27 protein-coding genes are annotated in these 25,023 nt (G+C 73.9%); 11 read left to right on the top strand and 16 right to left on the bottom strand.

The window, feature by feature from the left end:
* Positions 1-21 precede the first annotated feature (21 nt).
* Together F593_RS0100435 and F593_RS29620 are read right to left on the bottom strand one after the other, a co-directional pair.
* Entirely contained in the window at positions 22-1,005 is a 984-nt protein-coding gene (locus F593_RS0100435) for a hypothetical protein (protein ID WP_022926794.1), read from the bottom strand.
* The gene (locus F593_RS29620; RefSeq protein WP_157251440.1) at positions 1,002-1,202 is read right to left on the bottom strand and encodes a hypothetical protein; all 201 of its coding nucleotides are present in this window, start codon (positions 1,200-1,202) and stop codon (positions 1,002-1,004) included. Before F593_RS29620 ends, F593_RS0100435 begins: the two co-directional genes overlap by 4 nt.
* A gap of 111 nt (positions 1,203-1,313) precedes the next feature.
* On the opposite strand from F593_RS29620, the gene F593_RS0100445 reads away from it, so the two are divergent.
* Positions 1,314-1,580, top strand: coding sequence for a hypothetical protein (locus tag F593_RS0100445; RefSeq protein WP_022927513.1), 267 nt, complete (start codon positions 1,314-1,316; stop codon positions 1,578-1,580).
* Between the two features lie 2 nt (positions 1,581-1,582).
* Here F593_RS0100445 and F593_RS0100450 read toward each other — a convergent pair whose 3' ends face one another.
* Positions 1,583-2,605, bottom strand: a complete 1,023-nt coding sequence (locus F593_RS0100450) for a lysylphosphatidylglycerol synthase transmembrane domain-containing protein (protein ID WP_022926795.1) — start codon at positions 2,603-2,605, stop codon at positions 1,583-1,585.
* A gap of 165 nt (positions 2,606-2,770) precedes the next feature.
* Here F593_RS0100450 and F593_RS0100455 point away from each other — a divergent pair, with 165 nt between their 5' ends.
* Positions 2,771-3,451, top strand: a complete 681-nt coding sequence (locus tag F593_RS0100455; RefSeq protein WP_157251442.1) for a Bax inhibitor-1 family protein — start codon at positions 2,771-2,773, stop codon at positions 3,449-3,451.
* A gap of 163 nt (positions 3,452-3,614) precedes the next feature.
* Here the strand turns inward: F593_RS0100455 and F593_RS0100460 are convergent, their stop codons facing one another.
* The 3 genes from F593_RS0100460 to F593_RS30180 are packed head-to-tail and all read right to left on the bottom strand — an operon-like array spanning position 3,615 to position 5,463.
* Entirely contained in the window at positions 3,615-4,307 is a 693-nt protein-coding gene (locus tag F593_RS0100460; RefSeq protein ID WP_022926797.1) for an HAD family hydrolase, read from the bottom strand.
* Between the two features lie 5 nt (positions 4,308-4,312).
* Positions 4,313-4,999 (bottom strand): HAD family hydrolase, encoded by a 687-nt coding sequence (locus tag F593_RS30175; RefSeq protein ID WP_022926798.1) that lies wholly within the window; start codon positions 4,997-4,999, stop codon positions 4,313-4,315.
* The gene (locus F593_RS30180; protein WP_022926799.1) at positions 4,999-5,463 is read right to left on the bottom strand and encodes a hypothetical protein; all 465 of its coding nucleotides are present in this window, start codon (positions 5,461-5,463) and stop codon (positions 4,999-5,001) included. The genes F593_RS30175 and F593_RS30180 overlap by 1 nt, the downstream gene beginning before the upstream one ends.
* Positions 5,464-5,659: 196 nt before the next feature.
* On the opposite strand from F593_RS30180, the gene F593_RS27495 reads away from it, so the two are divergent.
* The 5 genes from F593_RS27495 (at position 5,660) to ddaH (ending at position 10,209) form a co-directional block, all read left to right on the top strand.
* Entirely contained in the window at positions 5,660-6,334 is a 675-nt protein-coding gene (locus F593_RS27495; protein WP_022926800.1) for a pentapeptide repeat-containing protein, read from the top strand.
* 127 nt (positions 6,335-6,461) lie between these two features.
* Entirely contained in the window at positions 6,462-7,967 is a 1,506-nt protein-coding gene (locus tag F593_RS21245; RefSeq protein ID WP_022926801.1) for an MDR family MFS transporter, read from the top strand.
* A gap of 21 nt (positions 7,968-7,988) precedes the next feature.
* Positions 7,989-8,588, top strand: coding sequence for a flavin reductase family protein (locus F593_RS0100485; RefSeq protein ID WP_022926802.1), 600 nt, complete (start codon positions 7,989-7,991; stop codon positions 8,586-8,588).
* Positions 8,589-8,634: 46 nt separating this feature from the next.
* Positions 8,635-9,375 (top strand): type I methionyl aminopeptidase, encoded by a 741-nt coding sequence (gene map, locus F593_RS0100490; RefSeq protein WP_022926803.1) that lies wholly within the window; start codon positions 8,635-8,637, stop codon positions 9,373-9,375.
* A gap of 54 nt (positions 9,376-9,429) precedes the next feature.
* Entirely contained in the window at positions 9,430-10,209 is a 780-nt protein-coding gene (gene ddaH / locus F593_RS0100495; RefSeq protein ID WP_022926804.1) for a dimethylargininase, read from the top strand.
* 18 nt (positions 10,210-10,227) lie between these two features.
* On the opposite strand, the gene F593_RS21250 is transcribed toward ddaH, so the two are convergent.
* Positions 10,228-11,193: an RNA polymerase subunit sigma-70 gene (locus F593_RS21250; protein WP_022926805.1), complete on the bottom strand. Its 966-nt coding sequence runs from the start codon at positions 11,191-11,193 to the stop codon at positions 10,228-10,230.
* A gap of 155 nt (positions 11,194-11,348) precedes the next feature.
* Positions 11,349-11,825, bottom strand: a complete 477-nt coding sequence (gene bcp, locus F593_RS0100505) for a thioredoxin-dependent thiol peroxidase (protein ID WP_028721309.1) — start codon at positions 11,823-11,825, stop codon at positions 11,349-11,351.
* 28 nt (positions 11,826-11,853) lie between these two features.
* Here bcp and F593_RS0100510 point away from each other — a divergent pair, with 28 nt between their 5' ends.
* Positions 11,854-12,810: an NADP-dependent oxidoreductase gene (locus F593_RS0100510; RefSeq protein WP_033205208.1), complete on the top strand. Its 957-nt coding sequence runs from the start codon at positions 11,854-11,856 to the stop codon at positions 12,808-12,810.
* Positions 12,811-12,870: 60 nt separating this feature from the next.
* On the opposite strand, the gene F593_RS21255 is transcribed toward F593_RS0100510, so the two are convergent.
* The 4 genes from F593_RS21255 to F593_RS0100530 form a co-directional block, all read right to left on the bottom strand.
* Positions 12,871-14,676 (bottom strand): FAD-dependent oxidoreductase, encoded by a 1,806-nt coding sequence (locus F593_RS21255; RefSeq protein ID WP_084629343.1) that lies wholly within the window; start codon positions 14,674-14,676, stop codon positions 12,871-12,873.
* 364 nt (positions 14,677-15,040) lie between these two features.
* A complete protein-coding gene (locus tag F593_RS0100520) occupies positions 15,041-16,006 on the bottom strand; it encodes a DNA-formamidopyrimidine glycosylase family protein (RefSeq protein WP_022926809.1) in 966 nt (321 codons plus the stop codon).
* Positions 16,007-16,009: 3 nt separating this feature from the next.
* Positions 16,010-16,468 carry a SixA phosphatase family protein gene (locus F593_RS21260; protein ID WP_022926810.1) on the bottom strand — a complete coding sequence of 153 codons (459 nt, stop codon included), beginning with the start codon at positions 16,466-16,468 and terminating at the stop codon, positions 16,010-16,012.
* Positions 16,465-16,647 carry a hypothetical protein gene (locus F593_RS0100530; protein WP_022926811.1) on the bottom strand — a complete coding sequence of 61 codons (183 nt, stop codon included), beginning with the start codon at positions 16,645-16,647 and terminating at the stop codon, positions 16,465-16,467. The genes F593_RS21260 and F593_RS0100530 overlap by 4 nt, the downstream gene beginning before the upstream one ends.
* A 140-nt stretch (positions 16,648-16,787) precedes the next feature.
* Between F593_RS0100530 and F593_RS0100535 the strand changes: the two genes are divergently transcribed.
* Together F593_RS0100535 and F593_RS0100545 are read left to right on the top strand one after the other, a co-directional pair.
* On the top strand, positions 16,788-17,888 hold the full coding sequence (locus F593_RS0100535) for a phosphotransferase family protein (protein ID WP_022926812.1): 1,101 nt from the start codon (positions 16,788-16,790) through the stop codon (positions 17,886-17,888).
* The gene (locus F593_RS0100545) at positions 17,885-18,700 is read left to right on the top strand and encodes an HAD-IA family hydrolase (RefSeq protein WP_022926813.1); all 816 of its coding nucleotides are present in this window, start codon (positions 17,885-17,887) and stop codon (positions 18,698-18,700) included. The genes F593_RS0100535 and F593_RS0100545 overlap by 4 nt, the downstream gene beginning before the upstream one ends.
* A gap of 86 nt (positions 18,701-18,786) precedes the next feature.
* Here the strand turns inward: F593_RS0100545 and F593_RS0100550 are convergent, their stop codons facing one another.
* The 4 genes from F593_RS0100550 to F593_RS0100565 form a co-directional block, all read right to left on the bottom strand.
* Positions 18,787-20,355: a succinic semialdehyde dehydrogenase gene (locus F593_RS0100550; RefSeq protein ID WP_022926814.1), complete on the bottom strand. Its 1,569-nt coding sequence runs from the start codon at positions 20,353-20,355 to the stop codon at positions 18,787-18,789.
* Positions 20,356-20,505: 150 nt separating this feature from the next.
* Positions 20,506-20,964, bottom strand: a complete 459-nt coding sequence (locus F593_RS0100555) for a peptidylprolyl isomerase (protein ID WP_022926815.1) — start codon at positions 20,962-20,964, stop codon at positions 20,506-20,508.
* A gap of 111 nt (positions 20,965-21,075) precedes the next feature.
* Positions 21,076-22,158 carry a hypothetical protein gene (locus tag F593_RS0100560; protein ID WP_022926816.1) on the bottom strand — a complete coding sequence of 361 codons (1,083 nt, stop codon included), beginning with the start codon at positions 22,156-22,158 and terminating at the stop codon, positions 21,076-21,078.
* A 189-nt stretch (positions 22,159-22,347) separates the two neighbouring features.
* Complete coding sequence (locus tag F593_RS0100565) at positions 22,348-23,913, bottom strand: DEAD/DEAH box helicase (protein WP_022926817.1); 1,566 nt, start codon at positions 23,911-23,913, stop codon at positions 22,348-22,350.
* 186 nt (positions 23,914-24,099) lie between these two features.
* Here F593_RS0100565 and F593_RS0100570 point away from each other — a divergent pair, with 186 nt between their 5' ends.
* On the top strand, positions 24,100-24,984 hold the full coding sequence (locus F593_RS0100570) for a DUF4429 domain-containing protein (protein WP_022926818.1): 885 nt from the start codon (positions 24,100-24,102) through the stop codon (positions 24,982-24,984).
* Positions 24,985-25,023 lie beyond the last annotated feature (39 nt).

Genomic DNA, 25,023 nt, shown 5'->3' on the forward strand with positions numbered 1-25,023 from the left:
CGGGTGCGGCCCGCCGCCGCGCTACTTCCGGCGGCGGCGGCTGTTGCCGCCGGCCTTCGGCTTCGGCGCCGGAGCGTCCTCGCCCCCGCCGTCGGCGTCGCGGTCGGCCTCGCCCTTGGCCGCCCGGGCGCGCTCGGCGGCCTCGAGCATCTGGGCACGCGAGGGCCACGGACGCGGCTCGCCGGTCTCCCAGGCCTGCGGGCGTCCGCCGGGCCAGCGGCCGAGGAGCGTGAAGCCCAGGGCCAGCAGCCAGAAGGCGCGCAGGAACTCCTGCTGCTGGATCAGCGGCAGGATCACGAGGACGGCGAGCAGCACGCCGATCGAGCCAATCACGCGCGTCAGCAGGCCGACGTTCATCGCGCTCAGCGCGGCGGAGCCGAGGCCGACGGCGACGAAGAGCTGGCCGATGACCGTCACGAAGGACAGCCCGGTCAGGTCGTTGCGGGCGGCGAGCAGCGCGTCGTTCGCGGCGCCGTTGGTCTGCTCGGCGACGGGCAGCTGCGCGAAGTCGTGGAACTGGATCGCCTGGTAGACGATCGCGATGATCGAGCCGAGCCCGAACGCGAGGCCGCCGATCAGCGGGGCCCAGAAGAACCAGCGCGGGAACGACGGGCGACGGCGCCACGCGGCGCGCAGCAGGAAGTAGAGGACCGGCGCCATCAGCATCGTGCCGATGCCGGAGAGCGCGCCGCCCAGGGCGATGAGGAGCCACTGGTCGCCGTAGTGCGAGGCGATCTCCGCCTGCCCGCCCTGCAGCCCGGTCGTGCCGGCCGCGTCGCCGTAGGTCGTCAGCGACTGCGCGACCGACTTGATCTTCGTGATGTCGTTGTCGATGCCCGCCGTGGCGACGTTCTGCAGGATCAGGCCGATCACCGGCAGCAGGCCCGCCAGGATCGCCAGGATGCCCGCCCGGGGCAGCCACGGACGCTCGATCGCCACCGTCTCGGCGGGATCGTGGGCGTCGGGGATCGTGCGGGCGGGGCGCTGCTGGCGCTGCGAACTCATGCGGACTTCCGGTCGGTGGGGTGGGTCGCGCGTCCGCGCAGGGGAGCGCGCCGGACGATCCAGCGCTCGGCGCTCGCCCCGGTGCGCCCGACCCGCTCCGCGGTTCCCACGACGAGGTCGAGGGCGGGCGAGACGATGCGCAGAGCGGTCTCCAACCGCCCGCGCCAGGCGCGCTGTCGGGGACTGAGCCGAGCCACGCCGGGGCATTCTACGGACCGGCGATGCGCTTGGCCCGTGCCTGCCTCGTGCGCCGGGTCCGCGGAGCGCCCCGGTTCGGCCCTCCGGGCCCGGAGCGCTACGATCGCTCCATGGAAGGCTTTGGCGGTCTCTTTGGCGATCCCGACGACCTGCAGCGGAAGATGATGGAGTTCGCGGAGCAGATGCAGGGTCAGCAGAAGCTGGCCTGGGCGGACAACGCCATCGGCCTCGCGGTGCAGATGACGGTCTCGGCCATCGGCCGGGTGAACCTGCAGGGCGACGCCGAGGCGCAGGCGAACCAGATCCGCCAGGTCATGGCGGTGGTGTTCCCCGAGGCCGTCACCCTGGTGCGCGAGGCGCGCCAGGGCCTGGGCTAGGGCTAGGACCCCGACGAGGCGGCCGCGGACTCCGTGGCCGTCTCCGCGTTCCGGGCCTCCTTGCCCGCGGCGATGACCTCCTTGAAGGAGCGGAAGCCGAAGATCCGCACGAGCGCCGCGAAGCCGACGGCCAGGCAGATCGCCGCGATCGCGATCTGCTGCCCGACGGAGTAGGCGGCGACCGTGGCGCCCGTGGCCGCACCCGCGAAGACCTTGACCATGAACGCCTGCTGCACGCCGGCCCCGCCGGGTGTGAACGGCATGAGCGCCGCGACGGCGTTGATCCCGTGCACGAGCAGCACGTTGCGGACGGAGCCGCCGACGCCGAAGGCCTCGAGCAGCATCCAGAACGCCGCGAGGCGCACGAGGTAGCCGCCGAACAGCACGAGCCAGACCTCGCGGAAGAACCGGCGTCGGTCGCGCAGGATCACGACGCCCTGCTGCACGCGGACCCAGAACCGCTTCGCGCGTTCGGACAGCACCGCGAAGATCGCCACCGCGACGAGCCCGACCACGGTCAGGCCGAACAGCGTGGCCTGCGGGTTGCCGAACACGAAGGAGAGGTCGAACGCCCCGAGGTCGGCGAACTCGGGCGGCTTCGGGAACACCCCCTGCGTGAAGGCGAAGATGAGGATCGGGATCGCGATCGTCAGGTCGAAGACCGCCTCGACCATGATCGAGGCCGTGATCGCCGGGTACGTCGAGCGCGGCACGGAGGTCTTGATGAGGAAGACCTTGATGACGTCGCCGCCGCGGGCGGGGATGACGTTGTTGAACCCGTAGGCCGCGATGTACGCGCCCCAGATCCGCCGCCACTGGATCCGCTCCGTGGGGTACGCGGCGCGCAGCACGTTGAAGTACGCGCGGGAGCGGATCGTCAGGTACGTGAGGAAGAGGACCAGCCCGAGGGCGAGTGGCCCCGGCCGGACGTCGGCGATCGACGCGAAGAAGCTGCCGACGGCATCGAAGAAGTCGCCGATCCCCGCGAGGGGCACGTCGGGGAGCTGCGGGACGCCGGGAGCCACCGGCCAAGGGTACGCCGCCCTCGGCCGGACCGACCGTCTGGCGCGTCACCGCTCGTCTGGCGCGTCGTGCAACGTCCGGCGTGCCGTGGTTTACCCTCGCATGAGCGAGGAGCGACATCATTCCTCGTGGTCCACGCCCTCGAGCGAAGAACGAACGACACGCACATGCCGAGTAGCTCCTACTCCCTCCCCTACGCCTCGACGCAGCGCGCGTCGTACGGCGCGATCCTCTCCCAGACGATGTTCCTGGTCGCCCTGGCGATCGGGTTCCTCGTGGCCGGCTCCTACGTCGGCGGCGGCCCGGGCGACACGGCCCCGCTCGGCCAGGGCGCCGCGATGGCGTGCACGGTCAGCGCCATCGTCCTGCTGTTCGCCCAGTCCTTCGTCGGCGCGCTGCGCACCGGCCCGGTGGCCATGGGCGTGCTCTTCATCGTCGCCCTGCTGCTGGGTCTGGGCCTCGGCCCGGTACTGCAGGAGTACCTGCAGACGCAGCCCGAGGCGGTCACGAAGGCCGCCGCCACCACGGCGCTCGTCGTCGTCGCGGCCGGTGCCGGCGGCTCGCTCGTGGCGAAGGACCTCTCCGCCTGGATGAAGCCGCTCTCGATCGTCCTCCTGGTCGCCGTCGCGGTCTCGTGGGGCATGCTCGTCTTCGGTGGCGGCGGCGGGATCGCCGGCGACCTCGTCTCGCTCGTGATCGGCGCGGCCTCGGCCGTCGCGATCGTCGTCTACTTCAACGTGCTGCGCCTGCAGGCGACGGAGGACGACGTCGTCTGGATCGCGACCGGCATCTTCGTCGGCATCGTGAACATCTTCATCTCGCTGCTGAACCTGTTCGGCAACCGCTGAACGCCCGACCGTCCCCGACCGGGACGGTCCCAGCAGCACCCTCGACGGGGCGGCCACGGCCGCCCCGTCGTCGTTCCGGGCCCGGGCGACTCCTTCCGGCGGTGCACCGAGCCCCGCCGCAGCCCGGGGCGGCCGGGACCGGGACGCGGGGCGGGACCCGCGCCTACTCGGCGAGACCGAGCAGGCCGGGCAGCACGGTCATCGACGCGAACGGCTCGGCACCGGCGGCCCGCAGCGCGTCGGGGTCCTGCGCCGCGGCGTAGCCGAGCACGCGCATCCCGGCCGCGTGGCCCGCGCGGGCCCCCGGCACGCTGTCCTCCACGACGACCGCGCGTGCCGGGGCGCCGCCCAGCACCCGGGCGGCGTGCAGGAAGAGGTCGGGCGCGGGCTTCGGTCGGGCGACGTCGAAGGCCGAGAACCGCAGGGCCTCCGGGAAGAGGTCGTCCAAGCCGGCCAGCCGCAGCGTCAGCGCCGTCTTGTCCAGCCGGCCCTGCGAGGCGACGCCGTAGGGGATCCCCGCGGCGCGCACGGCCTCGACCGCCGCGCGAGCGCCGGGGACGGCCGGGATGCCCGCGGCCTGGAACGCCGCCGCGCGACGCTCCCGGAAGTCGACGATCCACGCCTCGGGCAGACGCAAGCCGGAGCGGCGCTCCGCGTCGGCGGCCAGCACCTCGAGCGCCTCGCCCTTGTGCCGCTGCAGCACGTCCTCGGCGGTGGTGGGCGCACCCAGGCCCGTCAGGACCTCCGCCAGGACCACCGCCTGCGGCCCCTCCGTGTCGACGAGCGTTCCGTCGCAGTCGAAGATGACGAGCCCCGGGGGCGCGCTCCCCCGCCGCTGCGCCTCGGTCCCGCCCACGGCGCTCAGCCCCGCGGGTGCGCGAGCCCGAGCAGCGACCAGAGCGCCGGGTCGTCGAGCGAGGGGTGCCGGTGGTGCGCGTGCGAGAGGTCGATGCCCGGGAAGCTCGTGACCCCGAGGACCGTCATCCCGGCGGCGACGCCGGAGTGCACGCCGGTGGGGCTGTCCTCGACGGCGACGCACGCGGCCGGGTCGACGCCGAGGGCCCCCGCGGCCTTCAGGTAGATGTCGGGCGCGGGCTTGGGGTGCTCGACGTCGCCCGCCGTCACCAGCACGTCGAAGGTGTCCGCGTGGCCGGCGCGCAGCAGCGCCTTCTCCGCGAAGGGGCGCGCGGCGTTCGTGGCCATGGCGACGGGGATGCCCGCGTCCTGGAGCGCCACCACGAGCTCCGCGGCGCCTGGCATGACGGCGACCTCGCCGTCGAGCTCCGCGTGGACGAGCTCGACGAGCTCCTCCATGATCTGCGGCCCGCGACCCGGCTCGCCGAGGAACCGCTCGAGCGACTCGGACGCGCGGACGAAGCTCGTCCCGATCAGCTCGAGCTTGTGCTCCGCGCGGAACTCGAGGCCGCGGCGGCGGAAGAGCTCGCCCTCGGCCCGGGACCACACGTCCTCCGTCTCGAGGAACGTGCCGTCGTTGTCGAAGACGACAGCGGCCGGGCGGAGGACCGCCGGCGCCGTCGCGTCGGCCATCAGGAGCCCTTGGTGAGCGGCTCGACGCCGCCCGTGATGCGCCAGGGAGTGACGGGCTCGTACAGGTTGCCGAGGCCCTCGTCGTGCTTCAGCGTCACGCGCATCGTGCCGCCGCCCTTGGCCTTCACCGTCACGACCGCCTCGGTGTCGCTGCTCTGCTCCGTGGCGTAGTCGAGGTCCTTGACCTGCGCGGTCTCGCCGATGGCCTCGCCGTCGTAGACCCAGTTCGCGCGCTCCATGCTCTCGCGGCACTTCTCGCCCGCCACGCCGGTCCGCGCGATCGCGTTCTGCGCGTCCTGCGTCAGGTAGTCGCACGCCCGCTGGCCGTTCTCCTGCACCAGCGCCTCGGAGATGAAGTCGCGAACCGCCGTCTGCGGCTCGTCCTTCTTGAAGTCGCCGCAGCCCGTGACGGCGAGCGTCAGCACGGACGCCAGGGCGATTGGGAGCACGCGGGTCGTACGCATCCCGGGGGATTCTGCCGTGTGCGGCGCTCGCGCGCATCCTCGCGTGTGAGACGACGGCCCCGAGGCCCCCTGGTCCTGCCCCGGACCGGTCGCGGCAGCACACCCGGCGGGTCGGCGTCCCCGGCCGCGGGCACCGCCGCGAGTCGTCGCCGGGGAGCCGACGTACGGACGGGCCCAGGTGTGAGGATCGGACGCCATGGCCCGCGCGACCGCCTCCGCCACCCCTCGACCGCCGGTCCCGCCCGCGGTGCCCGACGGGCTGCCGGACGCGACCCCCGAGCCGGCACCGGAGCACGAGCTGCGGGTGGCGCGCGTGGCGCTGGACTGGTCGCAGGCCGGGGGCGTCGACGCCCGGGCGATGACCGTCGAGCGGGCGCGGCTGCAGCGCCCCGTGCTCGACGGCGCGCGGCTGCCGCTGCTCTCCCTCACGGACGTCGAGGTGGCCGGCGGGAGCATGGCCAACGCCGACCTGCGCGAGGCGACGTGGGACCGCACCGAGCTGCGGCGCGTCCGTCTGACCGGCGCGCGGGTCACCGACGGGCGGCTCGAGGACGTCGTGCTCCGTGGCTGCCTGCTCGACCTGGCGGCGCTCGGCGGCTGCAAGCTCCGGCGCGTCGTGCTCGAGGAGTGCCGCCTGACCGGCGCCGACCTGCAGGAGCTCGCCTGCGAGGACGTCGTGTTCGACTCCTGCGACCTCTCCGAGGCCGACCTGACCGGTTGCCGGTTCAGCCGCACAGAGATGCGCGACTGCACGCTCGACGGCGCCCGCGGGCTCGAGTTCCTGCGCGGCGTGGGGATGCGCTGGGAGGACGTCCTGCGCTCCGCCGGCCCGTTCGCCGCGCACGTCGGCGTGCGCCTGATCGACGCCTAGCGTCCGGCGGGACGCCCGGCGACGGAGCACGGCCCGCCCGCCCAGGGACGCCGGGCGGTGCCGGGCGTCCCTGCGCGTCCGCCGTCTGGAAGCGGTTCGACGGGCCGTCGCGGCACACTGGACGGCCGTGGCGCTCTCCCTCCAGAACCCCAAGGTCAGCGTGAGCGTCGTCTTCGTGGCGGCGATGTTCATGAACATCCTCGACACGACGATCGTCAACACGGCGATCCCGGCGATCGGCAGGCAGTTCGACGCCTCCGTCTCGAGCACGGGCGCCGTCGCGTCGGCCTACCTCGTGAGCCTCGCGGTCGTCATCCCCGCGTCGGGGTGGCTCGGGGATCGCTTCGGCACGCGGCGGATCTTCCTCGTCGCCCTCGCGCTGTTCACCCTGGCCTCCGGGCTCTGCGGGCTGGCGAGCTCGCTCGGGCAGCTCATCGGGTTCCGCGTGCTGCAGGGCGTCGGCGGCGGCATGATGACCCCCGTCGGGATGGCGATGCTGTTCCGCGTCTTCCCGCAGAACGAGCGCGTCCGCGCCTCGCGCATCCTCGTGCTGCCCACGGCGCTGGCGCCCGCGCTCGGCCCCGTCCTCGGCGGCCTCTTCGTCGACCACCTCTCGTGGCACTGGGCGTTCATCGTCAACGTGCCGATCGGCCTGGCCGCCCTCGTGTTCGGCGCGATGTACCTGCCGGAGAGCGAGAAGGGCGAGCGCGGCCGCTTCGACGCGCTGGGCTTCGTGCTGGCCGGCGTCGGCCTCGGGAGCCTCATGTACGCGGTCTCCGAGGGTCCCGTCCGCGGCTGGGGCACCGTCGGGATCGTGGCGCCGGGCATCCTGGGCGTCGTGCTGCTGGTCGCGCTCGTCGTCCACGAGCTGCGCACCGCCGCGCCGCTCCTGCACCTGCGGCTGCTGCGCGACCGCATCTTCTCCTCGTCGATCCTGATCATGATCCCCGCGACGGCCGGGTTCCTCGGGTTCCTCTACGCGTTCCCGCTGCTCCAGCAGGAGGGGCTCGGGCGCTCCGCGTCCACCTCGGGGTTCCTCACGTTCCCCGAGGCGATCGGGGTCATGGTCGGCTCGCAGATCATCTCCCGGCTCTACCCCGTCGTCGGCCCCCGGCGCCTCATGGCCGTGGGCGCGGCGGTCGTGGCGGCGCTCGCCGCGTTCCTCAGCACGATCGACGGCGGCACCCCCGACGCCGTGGTCGTCGTGGCGATGTTCTTCCTCGGCCTGGCGATGTCGTCCGTCTTCATCCCCCAGCAGTCCGCGGCGTTCGCGAACATCTCGGCGCGCGAGACCGGCCAGGCGTCGGGGCTCTTCAACGCCCTCCGGCAGACGGGCGCGGCGGTGGGCGTGGCGACACTGGCCACCGTCATCGCGGTGATCGGCCCGCTCGAGTCCTCCGGCGGCGCCGGTGCGCCGGTGCCGAACCTGACGGCCTACCACGCCGCGTTCCTCGTGTCGGCCGGCCTGCTCGTGGTCGCGGCCCTCATGGCGCTGCGGATCCGCGACTCCGACGCCGCGTCGACCATGGGAACCCGCGACGACGCCGGGGCGGCCGCCGCCACGCAGCCGTCCGCGCCGCAGGCCCCGGATCGGCCCGGCCCCGCGTCGCGGTCCGGGGAGGAGCGCGCCTGACCCGTGCGCCATGATCGGCGGGTGCGCACCGACTTCGACCCCGCCGAGCTGGGCTCCCGCAGCTTCTACCGGCTGCTGACCGCCACGATCCTCCCCCGGCCGATCGCCTGGGTCTCGACGACGTCGGAGGACGGGGTCGACAACCTGGCGCCCCATTCGTTCTTCACCGTCGCGTGCGTCGACCCGCCGATCGTGCAGTTCACCTCCGTCGGCCGCAAGGACACCTTGCGCAACGTCGAGGCGAACCGGGAGTTCGTCGTCCACCTGACGCCGGAGGACCTGTTCGAGCAGGTCAACGCGACGGGCACGAACTACCCCGCGCACCACTCCGAGTTCGACGCGGCCGGGCTGGAGCGCGAGCCCAGCCTGCGCGTGCGTCCGCCGCGGGTGAAGGCGTCCCCCGTCGCGCTGGAGTGCGTCCTGCACGGCACGATGAGCTTCGGGGACTCCACGATGGTCCTCGGCCGGGTCGTCCACGCCGCCGTCCACACGGACGTGCTCGCCGAGGACGGTCTGCCCGCGGTCGACCGCCTCTCCCCCGTCTCGCGCCTCGGCCGCAACGAGTGGGGCGTGCACGGCGAGGTCAAGCGGATCGACCGGGTCCCGTACGAGGCCGACTGAGCCGCGGGGACGGGGCCGGCGGCCGGCCGGGGATACCCTGGGAGGCATGATCGTCCGGACGCCCGAAGAGCTCGAGGGGCTGCGCCGCGTCGGCGGGCTCGTCGCCGAGACGATCCGCCGCATGCGCGAGGCCGTACGCCCCGGCGTGACGACGGGCGAGCTCGACCTCATCGCCGCGCGCACGTTCCACGAGTACGGCGCGCAGTCCGCGCCGATGGAGACCTACGGGTTTCCCGGCTCGACCTGCATCTCGGTCAACGAGCAGATCGTCCACGGCATCCCCGGCGGCCGCAAGCTCAAGGAGGGCGACCTCGTCACCCTCGACGTGACCCCGGAGCTCGACGGCTGGTTCGCCGACGCCGCGGTCACCGTCCCGGTCGGCACGGTCTCGCCCGAGGCCCAAGCCCTCCTCGACGTGGCCGACGAGTGCCTCGCGGCCGCGCTGGCCGCGATCCGCACGGGCGTGCCGCTGCGCACGATCGGGCAGACCGTCGAGGAGATGGCCGCGCGCCGGGGCGCCTCGCCCTTCGAGGAGCTGTGCGGGCACGGCATCGGCCGGGCGCTCCACGAGGAGCCGACGATCCCGAACCTCGACGTCGAGTCGCTCACCGAGCCGCTCGAGGAGGGCCTCGTCATCGCCGTCGAGCCGATGCTCACCATGGGCGACCCCGAGCTCGTCGAGCTCGACGACGGCTGGACGTACGCGACGGTCGACGGCGGGCTCTCCGTGCACGTCGAGCACACGATCGTCGTGCAGGACGGCGCGCCGATCATCCTGACCGCGTAGCCGCGGACGGCGTCGACGTTCACCGCGTAGCCGCCGCGGGCACCTGCGGAGGTGATGTCCACGCGCCGCGCCCTCGTCCGCCGTCCCTCACCCCGCCTCGCCGAGGGGCTCCTGACGCACCTGGAGCGCGAGCCGGTCGACGTCGACCTGGCCCTGCGCCAGTGGGACGGCTACGTCGCCGCGCTGCAGGACGCGGGCTGGGAGACGATCGAGGTGCCCGCCGCGCCGGAGCACCCCGACTCGCACTTCATCGAGGACACCGTGGCGATCTTCGGCGACCTCGCTGTCGTCACGCGCCCGGCGACGGAGGAGCGCTCGGGTGAGCAGGACGCGACGGCCGAGACCCTGCGCGGCCTGGGCTACCGGACGGTGGCGATCGAGGCCCCGGGCACGCTCGAGGGCGGCGACGTCCTCAAGCTCGGCGAGCGCGTGTTCGTCGGCCGCAGCACCCGCACGAACGCCGAGGGCATCCGCCAGCTGCGGGCGATCCTGGCCGCGGAGGGCCGGCGCCTGACCGCCGTGCCGAACCCGGGCGCGCTGCACCTGAAGTCCGCCGTCACGTGCCTGCCCGACGGCACGTTCGTCGGCTACCCCGACGCCATGGCCGACGCGTCCTTCTGGCCGTTCTTCCGTGCCGTTCCCGACTTCCTCGGCGCCCAGGTCGTCACCCTCGACCCGGGCCGCATCCTCATGTCCGCTTCGGCTCCGGAGACCGCCGCGCTGTACGCGGACCTCGGCTACGACGTCGTGACGGTCGACGTGACGGAGTACGAGAAGCTCGAGGGCTGTGTGACCTGCCTGTCGGTGCGGTTGCGCGAGGCGCCGGGGGCGTAGCGCGGGTGACCTGACGCCCTACGCCGGCAGGGTCCCCGGCAGGTCGAACGGCCCCAGCAGGCTGTGGTCGAACGCCACGATCTCGCGGACGGCGCCGTCCTCGATCCGCAGGACGTCCAGGGCGAGCAGGACGAACTCGGCGTCGCCCGGGCGGCGGACGTAGCCGGCGACCGCGGGCTGGCGGTTGGCGCGCGTGAGCACGCAGCGGATCTCGCCCATGGTGTCGCTGCCGAACCCTCCCGCGCGCCAGCTCGCGATGACCTCGTCGCGCCCGGTCCACGTCCCGGGGTACGGCGGCATGGAGAAGCGGGCCTCCTCGTGCAGGAGCGCGACGAACGCGTCGAGGTCGGCGCGCTCGCTGGCCTCGACGTAGCGCGTCAGCAGCTCGCGCTCGGCCGCCGAGGGCTCCTGGTCGGGGCGCCACCGGGCCCGCGGCTCCGGCAGGTGCTCGCGCAACCCGGCGTGGGCGCGCTGCAGCGCGGAGTTCACCGACGCGACCGTCGTCTCGAGGATCTCGGCCGTGTCCTTGGCGGAGAGGTCGAGGACGTCGCGCAGGATCAGCACCGCGCGCGGCAGCGGCTGCAGGTGCTGGATGGCGGCGAGGAACGTCAGCTCGATCGTCTCCTTCGCGACCACGGCGTCCTCGGGGCCATCGTCGTCGGCGGGCAGCGTCTCGAGCAGGCTGTCGGGATACGGCTGCAGCCAGAGGATCTCGCCGTCGGCGGTCGGCGTCCGGGGGCGCTTGTCGAGCGCGTCGAGGCAGGCGTTCGTCGCGATGCGGTAGAGCCACGCCCGGAGCGTGGAGCGCCCGGCGTACTGCTCGCGCTTGCGCCAGGCCCGCAGGAACGTCTCCTGCACGAGGTCCTGGGCCTCTTCGACGTTGCCCGTCATCCGGTAGCAGTGGACCTGCAGCTCGCGGGCGTGGCGGCGGACCTGGGCCTCGAAGGCCTCGCGGTCCGGGGTGGTCTCGGTGTCGGTGCTCATGGTGGGTGTGACGGCCGGACGGGCGGAAGCTCATCACGGGACGGAGCGCACGACGAGCATCGTCGTCCGGCGCCCCGGGGGCAAGCCCGGATCCGCGGCCTGCGTCCGCCGCCCCCGGGTCCCGGGCGCCGCGGATCCCCCCCGGCAACCCCGCCCTACGCCGGCTGCAGCGCGTCGAGCGCGGCGAGCACCTTCGCGTCGTGCTCGGCCGGCTTGACCTTCGGGAAGACCTCGCGGACGACGCCCTCGGGGTCGACGATGACCGTGGAGCGCGACGCGCCCCAGTAGGTCTTGCCGTACATCGACTTCTCCACCCACGTGCCGTACGCCTCGCAGACCGCGTGGTCCTCGTCGGCCAGGAGCGTGAAGTCCAGGGACTCCTTCTCCACGAACTTCGCGACCTTCGCCACCGGGTCGGGCGAGACGCCCAGGACGCGGGCGCCCCGGCGCTCGTACTCGGCGCGGTTGTCGCGGACGGAGCAGGCCTGCGTGGTGCAGCCCGGCGTCGAGGCCTTGGGGTAGAAGTAGAGGACGACCCACGTGCCGCGCAGCTCCGAGAGCGTGACGGGCGTGCCGTCGGCGGCGGGCAGCGTGAAGTCGGGGGCGGTCTGACCGGGCTCGGGAAGGGGCACGAGGCCCATCGTGCCAGAGTCCCCCGGGATGCCCGAGCTGCCCGACACCATGCGCGCCGTCGTCGCCACCGCGGCCGGCGGACCCGACGTCCTCGAGCTTCGCGAGGTCCCGCGACCCTCCCCCGGGCCCGGCGAGGTGTTGATCCGCGTCGCCGCGGCCGGCATCAACCCCGTCGACCTCAAGACCCGCCAGGGCGCCGGTGCCACGCGGTTCCTCGGCGAGCACCCGTTCCCGTGGATCCCGGGCTGGGACCTTGCCGGCACGGTTGTCGAGGCCGGCTGGGGCGTCGCCCGCTTCGGCGTCGGCGACCGGGTCTTCGGCACCGTCGGGTTCCCCCACGCCGCGGGGGCCTACGCGGAGTACGCGGTCGCCCACGTCTCGCAGCTCAGCCGCTCGCCGGCGAACCTCGACGACGTCCACACCGCCGCGATGGCGATGGGCGGCCTGACGGCGTGGCAGGCCATGGCTGACGCGGGCGGCCTGGAGACGAACCAGCGCGTGCTGATCACCGCGGCGTCGGGCGGCGTGGGCCACCTCGCGGTCCAGATCGCCGCCGACCTCGGCGCGCACGTGCTCGCGCTCTGCTCGCCCGACAACGTCGACTTCGTCCGCGGCCTCGGCGCCCACGAGATCCTCGACCGCACCCGCGAGGACTGGGCTGCCGGGATCGACCCCGTCGACCTCGTGCTCGACGGCCACGGCGGGCCGGCTCGACGGGCGGCCCTCCCCCTCGTGCGGCCCGGCGGGACGATCGTGACCCTGCCCTCGGGCGCGGAGAACGACCCGGCCCCGGAGGGCGTCCGCGACCCGTGGGTCTACGTCGCCCCGGACGGCCTGGAGCTGCAGCTGCTCACCGGCACCGTGGTGCGCGGCGGCCTGCGGCCCCACGTCTCGGCGACCTTCGCGCTGGAGGACGCCGCGCAGGCCCACGAGCTCGTGGGCGGCGGGGCGACCCGCGGCAAGGTGGTGCTGACGGTCGGCTGACGCGCTTGTGTTGCGGTTGACCACCTCAGAGGTGGTCAACCGCAACACAGCGCTCCGGCCTCAGACCCGCGTCGGCTCTGCCGCCCCGGTGCCCTCGGCCCCGGCGCCCGCCGCCTCGGCCGCGTCGGCCTGCTCGGAGGTCAGCGCCTGCTCCTCGACGGCGCCGCGCATCGTGCGGCTGACGGGCAGCGGCTCGGGATCGCCGCTCGCCGTCTTGCCCGGGATCGCGACCCGGCCGAACGGGGCCACCGGCGCGGAGCCCGGCTTGGCCGGGATGCGGTCCATCGCCAGCTCGGTCATCGCGGTGATCGTCAACGAGGGGTTCACGCCGACGTTCGCCGGGATCGCCGCGCCGTCGCAGACCAGCAGGTTCTCGTAGCCGAAGACGCGCTGCTCCCTGTCGACCACGCCGTGCTCCGGATCCACCCCGATCGGTGCCCCGCCGAGGATGTGGGCGGTCGACGGGATGTTGAAGAGCGCCTCGGTGACGGACGAGGCCGGGACGCCGCCCGTCTGGCGCGCGAGCCAGTCCGTGAAGGCGTTGGCCGCGGGGATGAACGTGGGGTTCGGGTGGTCGGGGTCCTGGCGGGTCTGGAGCTTCACGCTGCCGTCGCGCCGGCGCTTGGCCACGAGCGAGATCGAGTTGTCGAGCGCCTGCATGACGAGCACGATCACCGTGCGCTCCGACCAGCCTTTCGCGAAGACGAGCTCCTTGACCCAGCCCGGGTGGCGGACCATCTGACCCAGCCACTTCAGGGGCCGCGAGAGCCGCGTGCCGTCGCCGACCATCACGGTGAACATGCCGCGCAGCGCGCCGCCGCCCTTGCCGTAGGTCACCGTCTCGATGTGGGTGTGCGGGTCGGGGTAGATCGACGAGGTGATCGCGACGCGCTTGCTCAGCGCCTCGGCGCGACCCTCGGGGACCGTCACGCCCAGGATCGCCTCGGAGTTCGTGCGCACGAGGTGCCCGAGCCGCGGCGAGATCTTCGGCAGGTCGCCGTTCAGCTTGCACCGCGCGAGCAGCTCGTTCGTCCCCAGCGCTCCGCCGGCGACGACCACCCCGCGGGCGCGGATCGTGCGGCGGTCCTTGCGCCAACGCGAGCCGGTGCGCTCGTGGACGACCTCCCAGCCGTCGGCGCCGTCCGCACCGTTGAGGGGTCGCAGGGAGACGACCTCGCGCCGGGACTCGATCCGCGTGCCGAGCCGCTGGGCGAAGTGGAGGTAGTTCTTCGTCGTCGAGTTCTTCGAGCCCTGGGGGCAGCCGAGCATGCAGCGGCCGATGTTCGAGCAGCCGGTGCGCTCGGGGCCCTGGCCCCCGAAGTACGGGTCGGCGACCGTCTCGCCCGGCGTGTCGATGTAGGTGCCCACGCGCGCCTTGCGGTAGGTGTCCCCCACGCCGATCTCGTCCGCGTACTGCTTGAGCAGCACGTCAGCGGGGTCGTCGGCGACCACGTCGGTGACGCCGAGCATCCGCTGCGCGGTCTCGTAGTGCGGGGCGAGCTTCGTGCGCCAGTCGTCCAGGCCGGCCCACTGGCGGTCCTCGAAGAACGCCTTCGGCGGCACGTAGAGCGTCATCGCGTACGTCAGGCTGCCGCCGCCCACCCCGGCGCCGCTCATGATGTAGACGTCGCGGAAGAGGGTGAGCTTGAAGATGCCGCGCATCCCGAGCTTCGGCGCGTAGAAGTAGCGCCGCAGGTCCCACGAGCTCTTCGGCATGCTCGCGTCGTCGAAGTGCTCGCCACGCTCGAGGACGGTCACGCCGTACCCCTTCTCGCTCAGCCGCAGCGCCGAGACGCTGCCGCCGAAGCCGGAGCCGACGACGACCCAGTCCGTGTCGAAGTGCTGCTCGCCCGTGGTGGTCGCCATGCCGTCCCCTCGCTCGTTCCAGAACGGCGCCACGGGAAAGTGACGCCGGTGTCACCTTAGCGCGTCGAGCGTGCGGCCCGTCACGCACCGGACGGTCGGGCGGGCCGGCGGCCGGCCCCAACGGTAATGACGGCGGCACGGCACCCGGTGCCGCCCCGGTCGGGTGCCGGCGGTCGCGGCCGGCGGATCGGGGTGGGAGCTGGTCCGACGAACCCCGGCGGCAGCACGGGCCGGCGCGCCCTGCGGGCGCCCGACCCCCGCCTCAGGGCGGGTCCACGCGGTCGCGGTCGGCGGACGGAGTGCGAGCTGCCGCGGCGAACCCCAAAGGCAGCAGAGGCCAACGCGCCCTGCGGGCGCCCGACCCCTAATCCTTCAACAAGCGCGAAAAACGCCGGTCCTTGTAGGGCTTGTCGCCCGTCTGGCAGTGGGGGCAGTAGGCCATCTCGTCGCTCTCGTAGTGGACGGCGAGGATCGTCGTGCCGCAGCGGGGGCAGGGGTCGCCGGCGTGCCCGTGCACCTGCTCGGGGACGGGGAACTTGTCCTTCAGGGGCAGCTTGAGGTCGGCGGCGTAGCGGGTGATGCCGCCGTCGAGCCGGACGACGATCGCGGCGCGCAGCCGCGTCAGCTCCTCCTCGTCGAGGTCGCCGCACCGGCGCAGGGGCGCGAGTTTCGCCTCCCACAGGATCTCGTCGGCCCAGCGGCGGCCGATCCCGGCGATGACGCGCTGGTCGCGCAGCGCGCCCCGCAACGTGCGGCGGGGCGGCAGGACCAGCACGCCCGGCCCGCGATCCTCGTCGTAGCCGCCGTCGGCGTTGGCGTCGGCTTCGGCGGCCGACCGCAGGAGCGGCGGCTCCGGCCACGCCTCGGGCCCGAGCGTGGCGATCGTCTCGTCCGACTCGACGTCGTCGTCGCGCAGTAGGCGGCCCCAGGCGGACTGGCGGGTGCCGAACTCCTTCAGGCGCAGCTCGCGCTCGCCCTCGTGGCCGTCGGCGCCGCCGTTCAGGCGGATCACGATGCGGGCGGTGCGGTCCTTCATCGTCGCCCGCTTGTCGAAGAGCTGCAGGCGGCCGGCGCTCATGAGGTGGACGATCAGGGTGGCGCGGCCGTCGGGATGCTCGTCGTCCGTCAGTCCGCCGCCGGCGAAGCGCAGGAGGAGCAGCTTGCCGCGGCGGTCGACGCGCTCGAGCGTGCCGCCGGCGAGCGCGTCGAGCGGCGGGCGGAACGTCTGCATCGTCGCCAGGCCCGGGGCACGGGCGGAGTCGACGGTGGCGCCGGCGAGCGCGGCCGTCATGAGCCGCGCGGTGATTTCGACCTCGGGCAGCTCCGGCACGGCTCAGCCCCCGATCCGCTCCAGCTCGGCCGGCCGCAGCAGGGCGGCGAGCGTCGCGCGGTGCCCGTCCAGGGTGAGGATCGCCACGCCGCCCTTGCGCATGCGGACGCGCGCGCCGGTGAGGTCGTGGACCACCTGCGAGAGGTCCGGGTCGTGCCCGACGAGCATCACCCGCTCCCCCAGCCCCGCGGCGAGCAGCGCCTCCTCGCGGTCCAGCCCGACGAGCGGCAGGTGCTCGACGGGGTCGGCGGCGAGGACGTCGCAGGCCAGCGTCGCGGTGCGCCAGGCGCGGATCTTCGGCGAGGCGAGGACGACGTCGGGCTCCAGGCCCAGGGCGGCCAGGGCGCGGCCGGCGGCGCGGGCCTGCTCCTCGCCGCGGGTGGTGAGGTCGCGGTCGGCGTCGGCGTGCGTCGGCGCCTTGTCGACCGCCTGCCCGTGGCGGAGCAGGATCAGCTCGGTCATCGCCCCGCCCCCGGCCGGTCGAAGCGGTCGCCGCGCACGCCCGCGAAGCGCCGCGCGGCCGCGGCGAGCCAGAGCGCGCGGGCCCCGGCGGCGAGGCCGGCGGCCGCGACGACCCCGGCGGCGACGGCACGGCCCCTTCCGGCGGGCTCGGGGAGGGACGGCGACGCGGCGGGCGACACGACGCCGAGTCTACGACGCGCTCGCGGCCCACCCGGCACGAACGCGACCACGGCCCCCGGGGCGAAGGAGACCACGGCGCGCGGTCCGCGGCCTCTCCCGGCACGCACGCGCCCGGTCGACCCGCCGGTAGCCTGCGGCCATGGGAGAGAGCCCGCTCGTCGTGGACACCCCGGAGGAGGCCGCGGCGCAGGAGCGCGCGCCGCTGCTCGTCCGCCGGCCGGTCGAGGCGCTCCTCGACGCCGCCGGCATCGGGTCGGGTCCGATCGAGGCGCGGATGATCGGCGACGGGCACTCCAACATCACGTACCTGCTCTCCCGCGACGGTGCCGACGTCGTGCTGCGCCGCCCGCCGCGGCCGCCGCTGCCGCCCAGCGCCCACGACGTCGTCCGCGAGGCGAAGCTGCTCCAGGCGCTCGAGGACCGCCCGGTGCGGACCCCGCGGGTGCTCGTGCTGGAGGAGGACGAGTCCGCGCTCGGCGTCCCGTTCTACGTCATGGAGCAGGTCCACGGCGACGTCATCGGGAGCACGCTGCCGAAGCGCTTCGCCAGCGACGCGGCGAAGGACCGGATCGTCGACGAGCTCGTCGACGGCCTCGTCGAGCTGCACGCCGTCGACTGGCAGGGCGCAGGGCTGGACTGGTTCGGCAAGGGCGACGGGCGCTACCTCGAGCGGCAGCTGCGCCGCTTCGGCGGCCTGTGGGAGCACAACGCCACGCGGGCGCTGCCCGAGGTCGAGGAGGCCGCCGCATGGCTGCGCGACCACCTGCCGGTGCAGCGGGAGTCCACGCTCGTCCACGGCGACTACCGCCTGGGCAACGTCATGTTCGGCGCGGGCCCCGACGCCGGCCCGGGCGGCGACACCGTCCCGCACCTCGCGTCGATCTTCGACTGGGAGCTCTCCACGATCGGCGATCCCCTCGCCGACCTCGGGTACCTGACGGCGAACTACGCCGAGGCGCACCTCGACTCCGGTCCCCTCGCATCGATGTCGGCCGTCACCGCCGAGGACGGGTTCCCGAGCCGCGCCGCGATCGTCGAGCGCTACGCCGCCCGCTCGGGTCGCGACGTCGACGACATCCGCTGGTACCAGGTGCTCGCGGGCTGGAAGGCGTGCGTGTTCCTCGAGGGCTCGTACAAGCGCCACCTCGCGGGCGCGGGCGACGACCCGTTCTTCGCCTCGCTGGACGAGGTCGTCCCGGCGATCGCGCGCTACGCCCTCTCGATCGCGCACGCCTCGTGAGCGGTCCCGAAGGGACGGGCGCGGGGCCCGTCGACACCACAGCCGCGAACCCGGGCGGCGTGAAGCCCGTCGACGCCCCGGGGGCGGACGCGGGCGGCGCACGCCCCGTCGACACCACCGGCGCCCTGCCCGCGACGGACGACGCCGGTCGCGCCGCCGCCGCGGAGGAGGCCGAGCGGGCCGCGGCCGGCGACCGGCCCCGTGGCCTGCTGATCGACTTCGGCGGCGTGTTGACGTCGAACGTCTTCGAGGCGTTCGGCGACTTCGCCGCCGCGGAGGGTCTGGAGCGCGACGCCGTCGCCGACCTCTTCCGCACCGACCGCGAGGCCCGCGGGCTGCTGAAGGACCTGGAATCGGGCGCGATCGACACCGCCGCCTTCGGCCCGCCGTTCGCCGCGAAGGCCGGGCTGGCCCCGGAGCGCGCCGAGGGCATCGTCACGCGGATGTTCTCGGCCCTGCGGCCGGACGAGGCGATGGGCGCGGCCGTCCGCGCCGCGCGCGCCGCCGGGATCCGCACGGGCCTGATCTCGAACTCCTGGGGCGACGGCATGGTCTACGACGACGCGCTGCTGGCCGAGGCCTTCGACGCCGTGGTGCTGAGCCACGAGGTGCGCCTGCGCAAGCCCGCGCCGGAGATCTTCACGATCGGAGCGGAGCGGATCGGCCTGCCGCCGGAGGCCTGCGTGTTCGTCGACGACCTGCCGTTCAACCTGCCGCCCGCCGAGGCGCTGGGCATGCAGACCGTGCTGCACCGCAGTGCGGAGGAGACGGTTCCGGCGCTCGAGGCGCTCTTCGGCGTGCCGCTGCGCTGAGAGCGACGCCGCCGTCCGGACGGCCACGGGCCGCCCGAAGGCGGCCCCAGGCGCTGTACGTCGGGCCGCGCGGGTGACCCGACCGGTCAGTCGCGGGTGCCGCGGCCGTAGAAGAACCGCGCCACGCGGCCCAGCAGGCGGAAGGAGCGGCCGTTGTAGGGGTAGACCTGCGGCTCCTTCTTCAGGTGGTACTTCGAGATCACGATCGTCTGGGCGCGCGCGTACTTGCGGATGCCGGCCGCACCGTGGCGGGCGCCGAGGCCGGAGTCCTTCCACCCGCCCATCGGAGCCTCGAGCGCCGTGTAGCCAATGAGGGCGTCGTTCACGTGGACCGAGCCGGCCTCGATGCGGCGGGCGATCTGCTCGCCCTTCGCGATGTCCTTCGTGAAGACCGACGCCATCAGGCCGTACGGGCTGTCGTTCGCCAGACGGATGGCCTCCTCCGTGTCGGCCACCTTCATGATCGGCAACGTCGGCCCGAACGTCTCCTCCGTCATGCACTCCATGGAGTGGTCCACGTCGGTGAGGACGGTCGGCGGGTACCACCAGCCCTTGCGGTTCGGGTCCGGGTCGCCGCCGGCGACGATCGTGGCGCCCTTGCGCCGCGCGTCCTCGACGTGCTCGGTCACCGTGGCGACCTGGCTCTCGATGGTCAGCGCGCCGACCTCGGTGGCCCCGGGGCCCGTCGGGCGCTCGTTGCGCAGGGCCTTGGCCTTCTTCGCGACCTTCGCGACGAACTCGTCGTACACGGGGGCCTCGACGTACACGCGCTCGACCGAGATGCAGGTCTGGCCGGTGTTGAACATGCCGTAGAAGAGCGCGTGGTTCGCGGCGCGCTCCAGGTCGGCGTCGGCGCAGACGATGAACGCGTCCTTGCCACCGAGCTCGAGCGAGCACGGGATGAGCCGCTCGCCGGCGCGCGCGCCGATCCGCCGGCCGACGGCGGTCGAGCCGGTGAACATGATCATGTCGACGACGTCGAGGATGGCCTCGCCGAGGACGGAGCCCCGGCCGGTCAGGACCTGCATGACGCCGTCCGGCAGCCCGCACTCTTTCAGCGCCCGGGCCATCAGCAGCGAGGTGAGCGGCGTCTTCTCCGCCGGCTTGAGCAGCACGCTGTTGCCGGCCATGAGCGCCGGGATGCAGTCGCCGAAGCCGTTCGTGAACGGGTAGTTCCACGGGGCGATGACACCGACGAGCCCGACGGGCGCGTGGCGCGTGATGACCTTCTTGCCCTTCAGGAGCGGCGAGGAGACCTTGATCTTCTCGTCGGCCAGCAGCCCCTCGGCGTGGTCGGCCCAGTGCCCGAACGCCGCGGCGGCGTACATGACCTCGGCCATCTGGGCGTCCTCCCAGGCCTTGCCGGTCTCGGAGACGATCGTGGCGACGAGCTCGTCGGAGTGCTCCGTCACCCACTTCTGGGCACGCCGCATGACGCGGGCGCGGCCCTCGAACCCGAGCGCCTCCCACGCCGGCTGGACCGCGCGGCCGCGGGCGGCGGCCCGCGCCGCGGCCTCCGCGCCCAGCTCGTCGACCCAGGCGATCGTCTCGCCCGTCGCCGGGTCGATGACCGGCTTCTGCTCCGCCTTCGGGGCGGTCGCGATCGTCGTGGCGGGACCCTCGGCCCCGGCGGACGCCTGCTCCTGGGTGCTCATGGGGCAACACTAGCGCCTACGGGCGGGTAGCGAGCGCAAACGTGACGCCGCCGTCACTATTGGGGCCGGCGAACGCAGTCGGCCCGCACATCGAGGACGCACGGGCCGAAAATGCTGCGGGTGCGGCGGCCGGAGCCGCCGCGGGAGGACTCAGTCCTCGATGGTGACCGAGCGGATCTCGATCGGGGTGACGGGGCGGTCGCCCGGACCCGTCTGCGTCGTGCCGATCTTCTGGACGACGTCCTCACCGCCCGAGACCTGGCCGAAGGCGGTGTGCTTGCCGTCGAGCCACGGGGTGGCGTCGGCCGTGACGATGAAGAACTGCGAGCCGTTCGTGTTCGGGCCGGCGTTCGCCATCGCGAGCGTCCCGCGCACGATCTTGTGCTCGTTGATCTCGTCCTCGAACTGGTAGCCCGGGCCACCGGTGCCGGTGCCGTTGGGGCACCCGCCCTGGATCATGAAGTCCGGGATCACGCGGTGGAAGATCAGGCCGTCGTAGAACCCGTCCTTCGCCAGCTTCTTGAAGTTCTCGACGGTCTTCGGCGCGTCGGCGTCGAAGAGCTCGAAGGCGACGTCGCCCTCGCTGGTGCTGATGGTGGCGGTGCTCACAAGGCTCCTCCAGGGGTCGGTGTGGAAACCACAGCCGTCGACCCTAACGGGCCGCCGGATGCGCCGGGCGTACGCGCGTCTGCGCGACCCCGGCGCGGGTGAGGCGTGCGGCTAGCGCGTAGCCTTGATCTCGCGGATCGTGAGGGCCGCCGGGCTGCCCGGGGTGTCCGTCACGAGCACGAGCACGTGCTTGTACTTGCTGGCGCCGGAGTCCTTCAGGGCGATCACGTTGTCGCCCTCCTTGAGCTTCGTCTCGCCCGCAAGCGGCTCCCAGCCGTCGCTGGCCGCATCGAACGGCAGCGTGGAGCGCTTCGTGCCGAGGACCTTGACGGTCGCGCCCTTCGTGCCGGACACCACGTTCACGTTCTTGAGCTTCGTGGCCGGGTCGAAGTCCAGGACGTAGCCGAACCCGCCGACCTCGCCGGGCTCCAGCTCGACCTTCCAGCTCGAACCGGTGGAGCCGTCGATCGCCTTGGCCTCGTCGCCCTGATCGGCGACGACGTTGTTCGGGTCGTAGATGCTGCCCTGGCCGGCGGCGAAGACGACGGGGCCGGAGACGGGGGCCGTCTCCTCCGCCTTCTTCTTGTCCTCGGCGGCCTTCTTCTCGGCCGCCTTCTTGTCGTCGGCAGCCTTCTTCGCGGCGGCCGCAGCCGCAGAGGCAGCGGCGGCGTCCGCGCCGGCGTCCGTGGCGCCGCCGCCCGAGGGGGCCGGGCTCGGCGTGGCGGCACCCGTGTCGCCCGCGTCCAGGTCGGGGGCCGTGTCGTCCGCCAAGTCGTCCGCACCGGACGTGTCGAGGTCGGACGTGTCGGGCGCCGGAGCCGTGTCGGGGATGCTCGCCGTCGGGGCCGGGTCCGTCGCCGGCGGGGTGGCCGGGGGCGTCGCCGCCGGGGCCTGGGCGACGGGGGCGGGCGTCGTCTCGCTCGGCACGTTGGCCGCCGAGCGCGTGTCACCGCGCAGGGCGGCGTAGGACGCGGCGGCGGCGCCGCCCGCGAGCAGGACCGCGAGGGCCACGACGAGACCCGCGGCGCGCAGGCCCGGTAGGCGCTGGCTGGGCTCCGTCATGCGCACGCCGCAGTTCAGGCACCACTCCTGGTCCGTGGAGCAGACCGTCCCGCAGCGGTCGCACGCGCGGACCATCGTGCCCGCGGCGGCGTCGGGCGTCTCCTGGAGCTGCTTCTCGTCGGGACTTGTCACGAAACGCATGTTACCCGGCCGGCGAGCGCCGATGCGCCACTGCGACCTTCGGTGCACGCCGTATGAACGCCACTCCGGCCCGAGAAGCCCGGGCCGGGGCCCGTCCCCGCCCTCACGGGTGGACCGGGCCGCGACGACGTCCGACGCGCTCCGGCCCGAGAAGCCCGGGCCGGGGCCCGTCCCCGCCCCCTACGCGCCGAGCAGGCGCTCCGCGCGCAGACGCCCGTCGGCCGCGGCGTTGATCGCCTCGACCGCGCCGTCGGCGTCGGACGCCGGGACGGTGGCCAGCGCGAAGTGCTCGAGCACGGAGACGTCGCGGACGGCCTCGCCGTCCAGGCCCGTCGTGCCCGTGATGCCCTCGACCACGTCGCGGATGCGCAGCCCGTCGACGGTGCCCGGCACGAGCACCAGGCGGACGCCAGGCTCGTCGGCGCCGTGGTTGATCTGGGGCTTGCGGCCGCGGCGCGGCTTCTGGCGGCGCGGGCCGTCGTCGACGGCGGGGGCGTCGGCCTCGACGACCGCGGCGGGCTCCTCGACCGCGACCTCGGGCACCGCGGCCTCCGGGGCCTCGGCGGCCGTGACGCCGGCGGCGGCGTCCTTCGCCTTCGCGGCGGCGGCGGCGTGCCGGTCGCCCGTCGGCGTCGTGGCGCCCTCGGCCCACGGGGTCATCGGGATGCCGACGTGCTCCTCGATCGCCTCGCGCTCGCGGGTCTGCTTCGGCTCGACGAACGTGATCGCCCGGCCGGAGGCGCCCGCGCGGCCGGTGCGGCCGATGCGGTGGACGTACGTGTCGGGCGAGCGGGGGACGTCGTAGTTGACGACGTGGGTGACCGTCGAGATGTCGAGACCGCGGGCCGCGACGTCGGTGGCGACGAGGATCGGCACGCGGCCGCCCTTGAACGCGAGCATCACGCCGTCGCGCTGGCCCTGGGAGAGGTCGCCGTGCAGGGCGCGGACGTTGTTGCCGCGGTCCTTCAGCAGGCGGTACAGGCGGTCCGTACCGATCTTCGTGCGGCAGAAGACGATGGCCTGCCGCGGGCGCTCCGCCGCGATGACCTCGGCCAGCATCTCCGGCTTGTCCTTCGTGGCGACCTCGACGTAGAACTGCTCGACGCTGTCGACCGTGAGGTTGTCGGACTTGACCTTCACGTGCTCGGGCTCGTAGAGGAAGTTGTCCGCGAGCTTGCGGATGGGCGGCGCCATCGTGGCCGAGAACAGCGCGGTCTGGCGGCTGGACGGCGTGCGGCGCAGGATCTTCTCGACGTCCTCGAGGAACCCGAGGTCGAGCATCTCGTCGGCCTCGTCCAGCACGACGAAGCGGCACGAGCCGAGCTGCAGCGCGCCGCGGTCGATGAGGTCGAGCACGCGGCCGACGGTGCCGACGACGACGTGGGCGCCGGAGCGCAGGCGCGAGATCTGCTCGCGGATCGGCGCGCCGCCGAACGTGGCGACGACCTCGACGCCCTTGCGCGCCCCGAAGCCGCGGATGGCCTGCGTGACCTGGATGCAGAGCTCGCGCGTCGGCGTGAGGACGAGCGCCTGCGTGTCGCTGTCGGACGGATCGACGTACTCCACGATCGGCACGCCGAACGCGGCGGTCTTGCCGGAGCCGGTCTGGGCCTGGCCGATGACGTCGCGGCCCTCGAGCATCGGCGGCATGCCCTGCGCCTGGATCGGGCTGGGCTTCTCGTAGCCGATGTCCCGCAGGGCCTCGAGGACGGGCTCGGAGAGGCGGAGATCGGCGAACGAGGTCATCAGCCGTGAATCCTAGGGCGTGACGGGGCGCGACACGGAATGCCATGCGCGTGGATCGACGCGGAACGGGTAACGACGCCCGTCGGCCGCCGTCTCGACCCGGGTCGGCGACCGACGGGCGCGGTCGTGGCGACCGGGTCTCCGGGTCGATGGTCGCCGGCTCCTGCCGCCGGTAGCCTGGCCCGCGTGACCGAGGTCCTCACCCCCGACGGCGCCTGGACGCTCGACGACGGCGTCCTGCGGATCGTGCCCGGGCACGGCCGCAAGGTGCACAAGCTGCGCCGGTCCCTCGGGGAGCTCGCCGTCCCCCTCGAGGCGATCTCCGGGATCGCGTTCGAGCAGGGCCGCAAGTCCGGCCGGCTGCGCCTGCGGCTGCGGGACGGCGCCGACCCGTTCGCGCAGGTCACGACGAGCAAGCTGACGGCCGAGAGCGACCCCTACGGCCTCGCGGTGGACCGCGACGCGTTCGCCGCCGCGGGCTACCTCGTGGACGAGGTCCGGCACGACCGCGCCGCGGCCGGGGTGCCCGACGGCCCGGCCCGCGAGTACCTCATGCCCCCGCCGGCCGTGCCCCTGACCGCGACGGCCGGCGACGGTGCGGTCTCGTTCGACGGCACGACCGTGCGCATCGAGTGGACGGAGTGGGCCGAGGACTCGAAGCTCGCTGCCGGCACCCAGGTCCTGGGGATCCATGCCATCGAGGGCGTGGAGTGGACGCCGATCATGGGCCTGACGAACGGCTCGCTGCGGTTCCGCCGCCGGGGCGTCCTGCCGATCGCGGCGAAGAACGACCTCGCGTGCGTCACCTGGGGGATCCTCCGCGAGGGCGGCACGACGTCCCTCGTGGCCGCGGCGATCGCGGCGCGCCTCCCGCATCCCCACACCGCGTCGGCGTCGCCGCCGGCCGAGGAGCCCCCGAACGCCGCGGGGCCCGGCACGGCGCAGGCGACGGAGGACGAGCACGACGCCGTGATGCGCCGGCTGCGTGAGCTCGGCGACCTGCACCGCGGCGGCGTGCTCGACGACGCGGAGTTCGCCATGGCCAAGCAGGCCCTGTTGCGGCGGCTGTAGCCCGGCCCGGGGCGCGGCGTCGTCCTCGGCCGGTCCGCC

Source organism: Patulibacter americanus DSM 16676 (assembly GCF_000420025.1).
GTDB lineage: Bacteria > Actinomycetota > Thermoleophilia > Solirubrobacterales > Solirubrobacteraceae > Patulibacter > Patulibacter americanus.